Annotated in this window: 12 protein-coding genes and 1 pseudogene; 9 read left to right on the top strand and 4 right to left on the bottom strand. The window is 72.0% G+C overall.

Annotated features, from left to right (window positions below; translation table 11 throughout):
- On the bottom strand, nt 1-237 hold a 237-nt coding region (locus tag AB0383_RS13845; protein WP_366187253.1), incomplete at its 3' end, for a hypothetical protein.
- A gap of 192 nt (nt 238-429) precedes the next feature.
- Here AB0383_RS13845 and AB0383_RS13840 point away from each other — a divergent pair.
- On the top strand, nt 430-801 hold the full coding sequence (locus tag AB0383_RS13840) for a hypothetical protein (protein WP_364183320.1): 372 nt from the start codon (nt 430-432) through the stop codon (nt 799-801).
- Nucleotides 802-1,492: 691 nt separating this feature from the next.
- Here the strand turns inward: AB0383_RS13840 and AB0383_RS13835 are convergent.
- Entirely contained in the window at nt 1,493-2,323 is an 831-nt protein-coding gene (locus AB0383_RS13835) for an alpha/beta hydrolase (protein ID WP_364183318.1), read from the bottom strand.
- Between the two features lie 56 nt (nt 2,324-2,379).
- On the bottom strand, nt 2,380-2,964 hold the full coding sequence (locus AB0383_RS13830; RefSeq protein WP_366187250.1) for a dihydrofolate reductase family protein: 585 nt from the start codon (nt 2,962-2,964) through the stop codon (nt 2,380-2,382).
- Between the two features lie 916 nt (nt 2,965-3,880).
- On the opposite strand from AB0383_RS13830, the gene glmS reads away from it, so the two are divergent.
- The 8 genes from glmS (at nt 3,881) to tsaE (ending at nt 13,395) form a co-directional block, all read left to right on the top strand.
- Nucleotides 3,881-5,743 (top strand): glutamine--fructose-6-phosphate transaminase (isomerizing), encoded by a 1,863-nt coding sequence (glmS, locus tag AB0383_RS13825; protein WP_364183312.1) that lies wholly within the window; start codon nt 3,881-3,883, stop codon nt 5,741-5,743.
- 14 nt (nt 5,744-5,757) lie between these two features.
- The gene (locus tag AB0383_RS13820) at nt 5,758-7,239 is read left to right on the top strand and encodes an NAD(P)H-hydrate dehydratase (RefSeq protein ID WP_366187248.1); all 1,482 of its coding nucleotides are present in this window, start codon (nt 5,758-5,760) and stop codon (nt 7,237-7,239) included.
- Nucleotides 7,240-7,324: 85 nt separating this feature from the next.
- Nucleotides 7,325-8,128 carry a DeoR/GlpR family DNA-binding transcription regulator gene (locus AB0383_RS13815; RefSeq protein WP_364183307.1) on the top strand — a complete coding sequence of 268 codons (804 nt, stop codon included), beginning with the start codon at nt 7,325-7,327 and terminating at the stop codon, nt 8,126-8,128.
- Nucleotides 8,118-9,581, top strand: a complete 1,464-nt coding sequence (xylB, locus tag AB0383_RS13810) for a xylulokinase (RefSeq protein ID WP_366187245.1) — start codon at nt 8,118-8,120, stop codon at nt 9,579-9,581. Before AB0383_RS13815 ends, xylB begins: the two co-directional genes overlap by 11 nt.
- A gap of 3 nt (nt 9,582-9,584) precedes the next feature.
- Entirely contained in the window at nt 9,585-10,688 is a 1,104-nt protein-coding gene (gene ugpC, locus AB0383_RS13805) for a sn-glycerol-3-phosphate ABC transporter ATP-binding protein UgpC (RefSeq protein ID WP_366187243.1), read from the top strand.
- 42 nt (nt 10,689-10,730) lie between these two features.
- The gene (gene alr / locus AB0383_RS13800; RefSeq protein ID WP_364183299.1) at nt 10,731-11,849 is read left to right on the top strand and encodes an alanine racemase; all 1,119 of its coding nucleotides are present in this window, start codon (nt 10,731-10,733) and stop codon (nt 11,847-11,849) included.
- Nucleotides 11,846-12,937 carry an alpha/beta hydrolase gene (locus AB0383_RS13795; protein ID WP_364183297.1) on the top strand — a complete coding sequence of 364 codons (1,092 nt, stop codon included), beginning with the start codon at nt 11,846-11,848 and terminating at the stop codon, nt 12,935-12,937. Before alr ends, AB0383_RS13795 begins: the two co-directional genes overlap by 4 nt.
- On the top strand, nt 12,922-13,395 hold the full coding sequence (gene tsaE, locus AB0383_RS13790) for a tRNA (adenosine(37)-N6)-threonylcarbamoyltransferase complex ATPase subunit type 1 TsaE (RefSeq protein ID WP_364183294.1): 474 nt from the start codon (nt 12,922-12,924) through the stop codon (nt 13,393-13,395). Before AB0383_RS13795 ends, tsaE begins: the two co-directional genes overlap by 16 nt.
- A gap of 328 nt (nt 13,396-13,723) precedes the next feature.
- Here the strand turns inward: tsaE and AB0383_RS13785 are convergent.
- Nucleotides 13,724-13,894 (bottom strand): annotated as a pseudogene (locus AB0383_RS13785) (NAD-dependent epimerase/dehydratase family protein); the annotation flags it as partial.
- Nucleotides 13,895-13,917: the final 23 nt, after the last annotated feature.

The raw sequence follows: 13,917 nt of genomic DNA, 5'->3' as shown, positions 1-13,917 counted from the left end.
GAGCATGGCGGGCCAGCCTGGATCGCGGATTTCGAGCATGGCGGGCCAGCCTGGATCGCGGATTTCGAGCATGGCGGGCCAGCCTGGATCGCGGATTTCGAGCATGGCGGGCCAGCCTGGATCGCGGATCTCGAGCATGGCCGGCCAGCCTGGACGTCGGCCCTCGACCACCGCCGACCAGCCTGGACTGTGGATCTCGAGCATGGCCGACCAGCCTGGGCCGCGGATCTCGAGCATGGCCGACCAGCCCGGACGGCGGAGCTCGCGCACCGCCGCCCGGCCCGCCTCACGCCGCACGACCGCTGGCGCCCAGCCGGCCGAATACCGGGGGTTGACCGCCGCCTACCGACTGCCCGGCCGGATCCCGACCCCTCCCGGCCGGCACGCTTTGACCGCTGCCCAGCAGCTCACGGGACGGCGGAACCGACCTTGACCGCCGCGGACCGACTCGCCGCCGCCCGCGCGGCCCAGAACGCCGCCACCCGCGAACACCAGGAACAACGAGCCCTCCGCGACCGCCAGGTCACCTCGGCCACGTCCGCCGCCACCGAGTCCCTCCACCGCGACGCCGCCACCCACGGCCGCTACCTCACCCGCGCCCAGGACCTCCAGCGCCGCCACCGCGAAGCCGGCGGATGGCTCACCGAGAAAGCCATGACCGACCGCACGCACACCATCGACCTCACCCCACCCGCCGACCCACAGCCCGACGAGCCCACCCCGCCGACCCCGGGCCACCCCACCCGCCCCGGCCGCTTCGACGACCAAGACTTCTCGAACAACACCTGGATGGTCGACTGACCCCATCCGGTCGCCGCGTGAAGGCGTGAAGGGTCCCTTCAGGCCTGCTCGTGCCACGCAACCCGCCCCTGCGATACCCCGCAGCCCTCAGTTGGCGTGATGAATGTCCCCTTCACGCGGCCACATGTTCGCGACCGGCCCCTTCGCGACGGGAAGAGACAGCGCGACCCACCCTGGCCCGCACCGGCCCGATCAACGACAACCAACCGTCGACCCGGCGCCGATCCACTCAACACCGCGGCGAGCGCGCGGCGGGTCCCTTCGTGCGGCGGCGGGGCGCGAGAGGTCCCTTCGCGCACGTTCTACCTCGCCAAGCGAGCCCGTGACGCGCACCCCGCGAGCCGATGACGGTTCCGTTCGTGCGGCGGCGGAGGGCCGCGAGGTCCCATCGCGCGCGGCCAACATCGGCACCCAGCCCACGAGTAGCCCGGCCAGCCGCGCCGAAAGCGATGACGGTCCCTTCGTGGGGCGGCGGAGCGGCGAACGGTCCCTTCGCGCTCAGGCAAATCGTGCCAAACCGAGCGCAGCCCTCACCCACATCCGAAGCGATGAAGGTCCCGTCTCACGGTGGCAGAGTGGCGAAAGGTCCATCCGCACCCAGAGCGAAGCGCCGCCAAGCCAGACCCAGCCCAGCTCTTACTCGCCGGCAGAAGCGATGAGTCCCCTTCACCCCAACCCCGGTCACCGCCCGTCAGGCAGCCGGCTCTTCCGTCAGCTCGATCGGCGCCCGCTTCACATCCGCGTCCAGCAGCGGCAGATACCGATCCGTACCCGTCAGGTGCGTCAGAAAAAACGCCGTGAACAACGCCCGCGTCAGTTGTTGCGTGCGACGGTTCGGTTTGCCGTGGAGCAGAAGCTGGCTCCAGTGCCGCCCTTCGGTCACGCCGAGGTGCGAGGACTTCCCCAACGTGCGCAGCTGAACAGGCCCAGCCCACGCCGTGGCAATCGCTTCCGCATGGCCCACGGCCGGCGCGACCAGGTCCTCCTCCGCCGCGAGGTGCAGGCCGGGAGCGGTGATGAGCCGGGCGGCGGCCGAGGCGGAGGGGAGGGTCTGGGCGGCAGTGATCGTCGCGACGGCGCGGATGCGCGGGCGCACCGAGTCGTCGGCCGCGGCGGCTTGGGCGGCGGCGAGGACGGCGGACCCGCCGCCGGTGGAGTGGCCGGCGAGGCCGAGCTTGGCGGGGTCGACGCTGATTCCGTCGGGGCCGAGGCGGACGGTGGTCACCACGTCGAGCGTCGTCAGCAGGTCGCTGGCCAGCAGGCGGTACGACGGCAGCGGCCCGCCCTGCGTCGCGGGTGCGGCGGCGACCACGCCCCAGCTCGCGAGGTGGTGCAGCAGGTGCCGGTACCGCGACGCGGGCTGCAGCCACCCGTGCCCGAACGCGATGGCCGGCAGCCCCAGTCCTTGGCGCGGCGTGAACACGACCCCCGGTAGCCCGACCAGGGCCAGGTTGCCGCGCAGGACCTCGTGGGGCCCCGGGTGTGACAGCTCCGCGAGCAGTTGCTTGGGCTTGCTGGCCATGCGCGTGACCTTACTGCCCGCGCCCGGCCCCGGCCCGCCCGCCGCTCCGGGCCAGGTCACGCGCGCTCGTAGTACGCGATGAGCACGCCCTTCGTGGTGGCGACGCTGCGGGTGAGCCTGAACTCGGTCAGCGGCGCCGGGCCTTCGAACAGCCGCGCGCCGACGCCGAGGGTGAGCGGGTGGATGACCAGCGTGTAGCGGTCGACCAGCCCGGCCGCGTGCAGGCTCCGCACGAGCGCCGCGCTGCCGACGATCGCCAGGTCGTTCCCCGGCTCGGCCTTCAGCTCGGCGACGGTCTTCGTCGCGTCGCCGGGCAGGAGGATCGAGTTCTGCCACGCGCCGGCGCTGCCGAGGGTGGTCGAGGCCAGGTACTTGGTGGCGGCGTCGAGGTGCGCGGTGAACGGGTTGCCGTCGTCGCGCCCCGCCCACGCGCCGATGAAGTCCTCCCACGTCCGGCGACCGAACAGCATGTCGCCGGGCTGGTTCATACCCCTGGCCATCTCGCGGCCGAGGACCTCGTCCTGGAACCTCGTGCCCCAGCCCCCGTGCGGGAACCCGCCGCGCGTGTCCTCGTCGGGCCGCCCGAGGCCCTGCACGACCCCGTCGAGGGTGACGTTCATGGTGACGCTGAGGGAACGCATGTTTTCTCCTCTCGTTTGCCCTCTACACGAGCGGGAATCGGCTGATTCGACACCCGCCGGCCGCGGAGTTGTCCACAACTCGCCACGCCTGTGGACAACTCGGCTCGCGCGCCGGTTTCGTCGGTGGTGGCCGGTAGAATGGACATGGGCGCGCCCCCCTGGGAGGGCGGGGCTGTGTGTCGGTCGGCTGCCCCCGGCACAAGAGGTGCGGCGTGCTTGATCCGGAGGCGACGGCCTGCGTGAAAGTTGTCAATCGCGCGCGGTGAACGCTGGTGGAAGGGACTTTCGCGCAGCCGGGAACTTGCGACGGCCCTCGCGAGGGTTGAGCGCGTGGCGTGCGCCGATGGTTAACGCGAAAGGGCTGTTCACTACGGCTTGGCGAGGTGAGGGGACCGTTTACGCCGGGCGCGACACCCCACAGGACGCCGTCGCGCAGGTAGCGGGTTGCCAGGGGACCGTTCGCCCCGATCGGATGCTGTTGGGGAAGCCGGCTGCTGAGCCGGCACGGCAGGTGAGATTGGACGGGCGCGATCGGTCGAGCCGAGCGAGCACGCCGCGACCCTCGCCGACGCCCCGGCGCGACGTCTGAGCGATCGACACACCACGACAGCTGATCGCGAAAGCCACCACGACGACCGCCGTCGCAGCACCTCAGTCCGCGCCGCCCGAAGCCGCACAACCCACCCACAAGCCACCCCGAGCCGCCCGAAACCCCCACCCGACGCACCCACCCGAAGCCCCACAACTCACCCCCACCCCAGCTCCCAGAAGCCCCAGAACCCCACCGATCAGGGGTCCAAACCAACCCACCCCACTCCACACCGTCACCACCCGATCTCCCCTGGTCAGGCGGGTTGAAAAGCCTCGGGATGGTACCGGAGTAGGGGACTGGACATCCCTCGTTAGGCTTGTTCGCGTGTGTGGAATCGTGGGATATGTCGGACACCGGCCGGCGCTGGATGTGGTCCTCGGTGGCCTGCGGCGGATGGAGTACCGCGGCTACGACTCGGCCGGGGTGGCGGTGCTCGACGGCGCCGGCGCGCTGAGGGTCGAGCGAAAGGCAGGGCGGCTCGCCAACCTGGAGGCGCAGCTCGACACCGTGGGCAGGGACGGCTTCACCGGCACCGCCGGCATGGGCCACACCCGCTGGGCGACGCACGGCGCGCCCGTGGATCGGAACTCGCACCCGCACCAGGACGCCTCGAAAAAGGTCGCCGTGGTGCACAACGGCATCATCGAGAACTTCGCCGCCCTGCGTGCGGAGCTCGAGGCCGACGGTGTCGAGATGGCGAGCGACACCGACACCGAGACCGCCGCGCACCTGGTGGCCCGGGCGTACAACAGCGGGGAAACCGCCCAAAACTTCGCCGCCAGCGTCGCGGCCGTGTGCCGGCGGCTGGAGGGCGCGTTCACGCTGGTCGTGACGCATGCCGACCAGCCCGACACCATCGTGGCCGCGCGTCGTTCGTCGCCGCTGGTGGTGGGGGTCGGGGAGGGCGAGCACTTCGTCGCGTCCGACGTCGCCGCGTTCATCGAGCACACGCGCGAGGCCGTGGAGCTGGGGCAGGACCAGCTGGTCGTCATCACCCGCGACGGCTACGAGGTCACCGATTTCCACGGCGACGCCGCGCAGGCCAAGCCGTTCACCGTCGACTGGGACCTGTCCGCCGCCGAGAAGGGCGGCCACGAGTACTTCATGCTCAAGGAGATCGACGAGCAGCCCGAAGCCCTCGCCAACACCCTGCGCGGCCACTTCGAGGCCGGCCGCATCATCCTCGACGAGCAGCGCATCTCCGACCAGGACCTGCGTGACGTCGACAAGGTCTTCGTCGTCGCCTGCGGTTCCGCCTACCACTCGGGCCTGGTCGCCAAGTACGCCATCGAGCACTGGACGCGCCTGCCGGTCGAGGTCGAGCTCGCCAGCGAGTTCCGCTACCGCGACCCGGTGCTCGACCGCGATACGCTCGTCGTCGCGGTCTCGCAGTCCGGGGAGACGGCCGACACGCTGGAGGCCGTCCGCCACGCCCGTGAGCAGAAGGCCCGCGTGCTCGCCGTCTGCAACACCAACGGCGCGCAGATCCCGCGTGAGTCCGACGCCGTCCTCTACACGCACGCCGGCCCCGAGATCGGGGTCGCGTCGACGAAGGCGTTCCTCGCGCAGATCGCCGCCAACTACCTCGTGGGCCTGGCGCTCGCGCAGGCACGCGGCACCAAGTACCCCGACGAGGTCGCCCGCGAGTTCGCCGAGCTGGAGGCCATGCCGGCCGCCGTGCAGAAGGTCCTGTCCACTGTGGACCAGGTCAGGGACCTCGGCCGCCGGATCGCCGACTCCAAGGCGGTGCTGTTCCTTGGCCGGCACGTCGGATTCCCGGTCGCCCTGGAGGGCGCGCTGAAGCTCAAGGAACTGGCCTACATGCACGCCGAGGGCTTCGCCGCCGGCGAGCTCAAGCACGGCCCGATCGCGCTGGTCGAGGAAGGCCTGCCGATCGTCGTGGTCATGCCCTCGCCCAAGGGCCGCGCGGTGCTGCACTCGAAGCTGGTGTCCAACATCAGCGAGATCCAGGCCCGCGGCGCCCGCACCATCGTGATCGCCGAGGAGGGCGACGAGGCGGTGCGGCCGTTCGCCGACGAGCTGATCGAGATCCCCGCCGTGCCGACGCTGCTGCAGCCGCTCGTGTCCACCGTGCCGCTGCAGGTGCTGGCCGCGGAGATCGCGCGCGCCCGCGGGTACGACGTCGACAAGCCGCGTAACCTGGCGAAGTCCGTGACTGTCGAGTAAGCGGAGGGCCCGCCGTGCAGGGAATCTGGACCACGGAACGGATTCGCGAGGCGGAGGGCAAGCTGTTCGCCGTCACGCCCGACGGTGAGCTGATGCGCCGGGCGTCGTTCGGCCTGGCCACGCACCTCGCGGAATTCCTGATCGAACGCACCGGCGGCGTCGCCGGACGACGGGTCGTGCTGCTCGTCGGGTCCGGCGACAACGGTGGTGACGCGCTGTGGGCCGGGGCCTTCCTACGCCGTCGCAGCGTGGCCGTCACGGCCGTGCTGCTGAAGCCGGAGAAGGCGCACGCTCGGGGATTGGCGGCGCTCAAGCGAGCCGGCGGCCGAGTGGTGTCCGTCGAGGACAGTCCACAGTGGATCAAGAAGGCCGACGTGGTGGTCGACGGCATCGTCGGCATCTCCGGCAAGGGTCCGCTCCGGCCAGACGCGAAAGAACTCGTTGACCAGGTCCGGGCCCCCATCGTCGCCGTAGACCTCCCCAGCGGCGTCGACCCCGACACTGGCGCCACCGACGGCCCCCACGTCACCGCGGACCTCACCGTCACCTTCGGCGCCCCCAAACCCGTCCACGCACTGGCGCCCCAGCAGTGCGGCGACGTCGTGCTCGTCGACATCGGCCTGCGCCCCGAGCTCGGCGAACCCGACCTGCGCCGCCTGGAGCTCACCGACCTCGCCGACCTCTGGCCCATCCCCGGCGCGGGCGACGACAAGTACACCCAGGGCGTCGTCGGCATCGCCGCCGGCTCCGCGACCTACCCCGGCGCGGCCGTGCTCGCCTCGGGTTCCGCCGTGCGCGCCACCGCCGGCATGGTCCGCTACGCCGGCCCCGCGGCCGACGTCGTCCGGAGCCGCTGGCCCGAGATCGTCGCGACGGGCTCGGTCACCGACGCCGGCCGCGTGCAGGCCTGGGTCGTCGGCCCGGGTATCGGCACCGGCTCCGAAGGCCGCGACGTGCTGCGCCACATCCTCGGCCAGGGCGTGCCGGTCTGCGCCGACGCGGACGCCACCACGATCATCGCCCAGCACCCCGACGTCCTCGACGCCCGCGACCCCGACACCCCGCTCGTGCTCACGCCCCACGCCGGCGAGTACGAACGCCTCATGGGCACCCGTCCCGGCGCCGACCGGGTCAAGGCCGCTCGCGACGCCGCCAGGAAGTACAACGCCGTCGTCCTCCTCAAGGGCTACTGCACCGTGATCGCCGCGCCGGACGGCCGCGTCGCCGTCAACACCCCGCGCGGCTCCTGGCTCGCGACGGCCGGCTCCGGCGACGTCCTCACCGGCCTCGTCGGGTCGCTGCTCGCCGCCGGCCTCGACCCGTGGCTGGCCGCCGCCGCGGGCGCGCAGGTGCACTCGCTCGCCGGGGCGCTGGCCGCGGACGGCGTGCCGACCTCCGCGTCCGGCTTGGTCGATGCCATCCCCGGTGCCCTCAAGCTCGTCCGCGGCACCACCGGCAACACCGACGTAGAAGTTATCGAGTTACCCGTTAACTAGTGCGATAAAATCTGGTAAGAACGAGGTGTGAGCACTGGCGCCCCCGTTCAGGTGACCCTCAACCGGGTCGACGGTGAGGTGCGCCGTGCCTAGGACCCGACCGTCCGACGCGGCCGTCGAGCAGCGCCGGCAGGACATCCTCGACCACGTCATCGAGCACGGCGAGGCGCGGATCGACGACCTCACCACCCGCTTCGGCGTGAGCCTCATGACGATGCACCGCGACCTCGACGACCTGGCCGACCGCCGTCTCCTGCGCAAGCTGCGCGGCAAGGTCGAGGCCTACCCGGCGCTCACGATGGAGACCGCCAGCCGCTTCACGCTGCACTCCGCCGAGAAGGAAGCACTCGCCGAGGCGGCCGTCAAACACGTCGAACCCGGCCAGACCGTGTTCGTCGACGACTCCACCACGCTGTTCCCCCTGGTCGAGCGCCTCGCCGACATCGACGGCCTCACCGTGATCACCAACTCCCTGCGCGCCGCCAAGCTGCTGGGTGACGGCGTGAACGTCGTCGTCGCCGGCGGCCGGTACCACGCCGAGTACGACTCCTGCTCCGGCCCCGACGTACTGGCGCTGCTGGAGCGCACCCGCGCCGACATCGCGTTCGTGTCCGTGAGCGCCGTCGCCGTCGGCCGGCTCTTCCATCCCGTGCAGGACTACGCCGAGCTCAAGAAGGCCGTGCTGCGCGCCGCGAACCGCAACGTGCTCGTGCTCGACCACTCGAAGTTCGGCCGCACCGCGACCTTCGCGCACGGCGACGTCGGCGACTACGACCTCCTGATCACCAGCGAGATCACCCCGACCGAGGAGATCGAGGCCGCGCTCAACGCCGGCACGGCCGTGGAGACCGTGGAGCACGTCGAGGAGGGGCAGCCCTATGACAGCTGAGCTGGTGGCCGGGATCGACTCGTCGACCCAGTCGACGAAGGTCGTGGTCTGCGACGCGCGCACGGGCGCCGTCGTGCGCACCGGCCGCGCGCCGCACCCCGACGGCACCGAGGTCGACCCCGCGGCCTGGTGGCAGGCGTTCGGCGAGGCCACCGACGGTGTGCTTGACGGCGTGAATGCCCTCGGCATCGGCGGCCAGCAGCACGGCATGGTCACCGTCGACGAAGCCGGCGAGGTGGTTCGCCCCGCTTTGCTCTGGAACGACACGCGCTCCGCGCAGGCCGCCCAGGACCTCATCGAGGAACTGGGCGGCGCCGGTGTCTGGGCCAAGTCCGTCGGCTCCGTGCCGGTTGCGAGCTTCACCGTCACCAAGCTGCGCTGGCTCGCCGAGCACGAGCCCGCCAACGCCGACCGCGTCGCGCGCGTGCTGTTGCCGCACGACTGGCTCACCTGGCGCTTGCTCGGCAAGCCCGAGCAGGCCGTGACCGACCGCGGCGACGCGTCGGGCACCGGCTACTTCTCGCCGACGGAGAACGCCTACCGCGTGGACGTCCTGGCCCACGCGTTCGGCGGCCGCACGCCTGAGCTGCCGACCGTGCTCGGCCCGGCCGACCGCGCCGGACACACCGCGGGCCACACTGGGTTCGATCTTCCAGACGGCCTGCTCGTCTCCGCCGGCACCGGCGACAACATGGCCGCCGCGCTGGCGCTGGAGCTCACGCCGGGCGACGCCGTGATCTCCCTCGGCACCAGCGGCACCGTCTTCGGGGTGACCGAGACGGGTTCGGCCGACGCGAGCGGCCTGGTCGCCGGGTTCGCCGACGCTACCGGCCGCTTCCTGCCGCTCACCGCCGCCCTCAACGCCGCCCGCGTGCTCACCGCGGGCGCGGCCATGCTCGGCGTCGACCTCGCCGAGTTCGACCGCCTCGCGCTCGCTGCCGAAGTGGGCGCCGGCGGGCTCACGCTCCTCCCGTACCTCGACGGCGAGCGCACCCCGAACCTGCCGGATGCCACGGGCTCGCTCTACGGCCTGACCAGGGAAAACATGACGCCGGAGAACCTGGCCCGCGCCACTGTCGAGGGCATGCTGTGCGGCCTGGCCGCGGGCCTCGACGCCGTGCGCGCGCAGGGCATGGACGTCCGGCGCGTGCTGCTGATCGGCGGCGGCGCGCAGTCGGCGGCCGTGCGGGCCGTGGCGCCGATCGTGCTCGGCGTGCCCGTGGTGATCCCCGAGACGGGCGAGTACGTCGCCCTCGGTGCCGCGCGCCAGGCCGCCTGGGCGCTGGCCGGCACCGCCGAACCACCCGCGTGGGTGGCCGAAGGACCTGGAAACCGGCTCGTGCTGGACGAGCCGGCCGAGGCGCAACGCGCCGCGGGCAAGGAGATCCAGCGACGCCACCTCGAAGCGCGCGAAGCCGCGCACGGGGTTCCCGCGAAATTCGGAGAGGACTGACCGATGGCCACCATCACCTACGACAAGGCGACCCGGCGCTACGCCGGCACCGACCGACCTGCCGTCGACGCACTCGAGCTGGAGATCGCCGACGGCGAGTTCCTCGTGCTGGTCGGCCCGTCGGGTTCGGGCAAGTCGACCGGGCTGCGCATGCTCGCGGGCCTGGAGGACGTCGACGAGGGCTCGATCTGGATCGGCGACCGCGACGTGACGCAGCTGCCGCCGCGTTCGCGCGACATCGCGATGGTGTTCCAGAACTACGCGCTGTACCCGCACATGACCGTCGCGCAGAACATGGGCTTCGCGCTGAAAATCGCGGGCCGTCCGGCGTCGGAGATCAAGCAGAAGGTGCTCGAGGCCGCGAAGCTGCTCGACATCGAGGATTACCTCGACCGCAAGCCGAAGGCCCTCTCCGGTGGCCAGCGCCAGCGCGTCGCGATGGGCCGCGCGATCGTGCGTGAGCCGCAGGTGTTCCTCATGGACGAGCCGCTGTCCAACCTGGACGCGAAGCTGCGTGTGTCCACGCGTACGCAGATCGCCGCGCTGCAGCGCCGCCTGGGCGTCACCACCGTGTACGTGACGCACGACCAGGTCGAGGCCATGACGATGGGCGACCGCGTGGCCGTGCTGTCCGACGGTCTGCTGCAGCAGTGCGACACCCCGCGCGCGCTCTACGACCACCCGGCCAACGTGTTCGTCGCCGGCTTCATCGGCTCGCCCGCCATGAACCTCGTCTCGGCGAAGCTCACCGCCGACGGCGCCGAGATCGGTGGCGCGAGCGTCCCGCTGGCGGCGTCGATCCGCTCGGCCGCCGACGGCGACACCGTGACCTTGGGCTTCCGTCCCGAGTCGCTCGAAGCCACCACCGACACCAACGGAACGCTGCCCATCAAGGTGGACCTGGTCGAGGAGCTGGGTTCCGACGCGTTCGTCTACGGCAAGCTCGCCGGCGGCGCGGGTGACCTGGCCGCCGAGGGCGCGTCGAAGAACGTCGTCGTGCGCGTGGACCCGCGCCAGACCCCGTCGATGGGCGACACGCTGCACCTGCGGATCCGTCCCGACGAGCTGCACGTGTTCTCGGGTACCAGCGGGCTCCGCCTGCCCTGACGCACAGCACTCTCGGACCCGCGTGGGAAACTGGCGGTCGCTATGACTGCCAGTTTCCCGCGCGCGGAGGTCGTGATCGACCTCGACGCCGTGCGCCACAACGTCGCCCTGCTGGCCGGCCGCGCCGCCGGTTCGGCCGTGATGGCCGTGGTCAAGGCCGATGCGTACGGGCACGGCGCGGTGCCCGTCGCGCGGGCTGCGGTGGAGGCCGGCGCCACCTGGCTGGGCACGTGCTCGCTCGGTGAGGCGCTGGACCTGCGCCGCGCCGGGCTGTCCGTGCGGCTGTTCAGCTGGCTCGACGTGCCGGAAGTCGACTTCGGGCCCGGCATTCTCGCCGACATCGACCTGGGTGTGAGCTCCGTCGACGAGCTTCGGCGGATTGTTTCGGCGGCGCGGCAGGTCGGTCGCCGCGCTCGGGTGCACCTCAAGATCGACACGGGCTTGTCGCGCAACGGTTGCCAGCCCGCCGAGTGGCCCGAGCTGGTCGCGGCCGCCGCGGCTTCGGCCGACGTGGACGTGGTCGCCGTGTGGTCGCACCTCGCGTGCGCCGACGAGCCGGGCCACCCGTCGATCGACATCCAGGCCAAGCGCTTCGCCGACGCGTACGACGCCGCGCGCGCCGCCGGTCTGGACCCGCTGCGGCACCTGGCGAACTCCGCGGCCGTGCTGACGCGGCCCGACTTGCACTTCGACCTCGTGCGGCCCGGCATCGCGATGTACGGGCTGAACCCCGTGCCACAGCACGAAGACCTGCGGCCGGCGATGACGTTCCGCGCGGCCGTGGCGCTCACGAAACGCCTGCCCGCCGGCGAGTCCGTCTCCTATGGACACACGTGGACGGCCGAGCGCGACACCACCGTGGCGCTCGTGCCCGCCGGATATGCCGACGGTGTGCCGCGGTCGCTGTCGGGCCGCATGGACGTGTGGCTGGGCGGGCGGCGCCGGGCGGTCGTCGGGCGCGTGTGCATGGACCAGCTCGTGGTCGACTGCGGTGACGACGCCCCGGCCGTCGGCGAAGAGGTCGTGTTGTTCGCTTCCGGTGCGAGCGGTGAGCCGACCGCGCGCGAGTGGGCCGACAAGCTGGGCACGATCGACTACGAGATCGTCACGTCGATGTACCGCCCGCGCGTGCAGCGGCGGTACCTGGGGGAGAGGCCGTGAGCCCTTCGGCTCGGTTGTGGGCCATCGTCGGCGGTCTCGGCGCGGTGGCCACGGGTACGGCCGCCGCGGCCCTCGTCGCGGCGCAACAGCGCAGGCAGAGTGAGGACCAGTACGTGGACGAGCAGCTGGGCGAGCTGAAGCCCGACCGCACGTCCACGGTCGCGGCCGAGGACGGCACGCCGCTTTCGGTGGAGGAGATCGACCCCGAGGACGGCGGCGAGCCCGAGCTGACGCTGGTCGGCGTGCACGGGTTCGCGTTGTCCCGCAAGTCCTGGCACTTCCAGCGCCGCGCGATCGCTTCGCTGCGGCTGCCGCGCGTGCGGCAGGTGTATTACGACCACCGCAGCCACGGCCTGTCCGGCGCGGCGACGGCCGAGACCAGCACCATCGAACAGCTGGCGCACGACCTCGACAGCGTGCTGCGCGCGATGGTGCCCGAAGGGCCGATCGTCCTCGTGGGACATTCCATGGGCGGCATGGTGATCATGGAGCTGGCCGCGGAGAACCCTTCGCTGTTCGAGGATCGCGTGTGTGGCGTCGCGTTCATCGCGACGGCTGCGGGCGAGGTGGGCGCGCGCGGGCTGCCGCGTTCGCTGCTGTCGAAGTACAACCCGTTGACGCGCGGCGTCGGCAACCTCGCGGGCTGGCAGCCGGGCCTGGTGGAGTTCGTGCGGGCGGCCGGTGGGCAGCTGGAACGGCAAGCCGTGCGGCGCCTCGCGTTCGGCAGCCGCGACGTCTCGCCGCGGCTGGTGGACTTCATGATCGAGATGCTCGCCGTGACGCCCGTGCGGGGCCTGGTGAACTTCGTCGACACGCTCGGCAGCCACAACCGCTACGCCGCCCTGGCGGGCCTCAAGCACACCCAGGTCCTCGTGATCGGCGGTGACTCCGACCGGTTCACGCCGTTCTCGCACGCCGAGCGCATCGCGGCCGAGCTGCCCGAGGCCGAGCTCGTGCGCGTGCGCGGCGCGGGCCACATGGTGCAGCTCGAACAGCCCGACCTCGTCACGGGCCGGCTCATCGATCTTCTGCAGCGCTGTTCCGGGAGCGCCGCACCCAACCGGCGGAACTGGTGGTGGACACGGTGACGTTCCTTCTCGCGACCCCCGACGACACGATGGCCTTCGGCAGGTCCCTGGGCGCGTCCCTGCGCGCGGGCGACCTGGTGCTGCTCGCGGGCCCCCTGGGCGCCGGCAAGACCACGCTCACGCGCGGCATCGCCGACGGCCTCGGCGTCGGCGGCCGCGTGAGCTCCCCGACGTTCGTCCTGGCCCGCGTCCACGCCGCGGGTCCCCTCGGCGTGCCCTTGATCCACGTCGACGCCTACCGCCTCGGCGGCGACCTCGCCCAGCTCGACGACCTGGACCTCGACACGGACCTGGAACGCTCCGCCGTCGTGGTGGAGTGGGGCGAGGGCTCGGCGGAACGACTGTCGTCCGACTACCTGGTGGTGCGGATGTCCCGTCGGGACGACGACGTGCGCGAGGTTTCGCTTGAGCCTCACGGATCTTGGGCGGCACGGATGTCGGCGTTGCCGTCGGCTTAGGTGGCTCCGGCTCCGGCTCCGGCTCCGGCCCCGGCTTCGGCTTCGGCCCGGCCCCGGCGCGCCGCCGCACGTCCGGCGAGGTGCCAGGCCAGGGGTGGGTGGCTTCGCCAGTGGCAAGGTGCCCGGCTTCGTGGCAAGGCTGCCAGTCGTGCGGCAAGGCCATACCGCGGATGGCAAATCTCATCGGTGATCGGCAAGTCTCGCTGGCGGGTGGCGTCTTGTCGCGCCGGTGGCAGGCCGGCTGCGGCTGCGCCGCGCCGCCGCACGTCCGGCGAGGTGCCAGGCCAGGGGTGGGTGCCTTCGCTGGTGGCAAGATGCCCCTAGCCGCACAGCACACCACGGCGTCGACCTGCGGCACCGCGCGGAACAGCGCCTCGATCGACGAGGTGTCCTCCAGATCCACCTGCACCGGCCCCCGCCGCGACGCTCGCACGACCCCGTGCCCGGCCGCCTCCAGCGCCGCGGCGACCGCGCTGCCGACGGTCCCGCTCGCCCCCACCGCGATGATCTTCACGCCCCCAT

Source organism: Amycolatopsis sp. NPDC051373 (assembly GCF_040689465.1).
Lineage (GTDB): Bacteria > Actinomycetota > Actinomycetes > Mycobacteriales > Pseudonocardiaceae > Amycolatopsis.
This window is presented reverse-complemented; position numbering and strand designations above follow the sequence as displayed.

Bases quoted from the DNA above. Each gene is read 5' to 3' on its own strand.
- ugpC (WP_366187243.1), top strand. From the start codon at position 9,585: ATGGCCACCATCACCTACGACAAGGCGACCCGGCGCTACGCCGGCACC.
- AB0383_RS13835 (WP_364183318.1), bottom strand. From the start codon at position 2,323: ATGGCCAGCAAGCCCAAGCAACTGCTCGCGGAGCTGTCACACCCGGGG.
- AB0383_RS13830 (WP_366187250.1), bottom strand. From the start codon at position 2,964: ATGCGTTCCCTCAGCGTCACCATGAACGTCACCCTCGACGGGGTCGTG.
- alr (WP_364183299.1), top strand. From the start codon at position 10,731: ATGACTGCCAGTTTCCCGCGCGCGGAGGTCGTGATCGACCTCGACGCC.
- xylB (WP_366187245.1), top strand. From the start codon at position 8,118: ATGACAGCTGAGCTGGTGGCCGGGATCGACTCGTCGACCCAGTCGACG.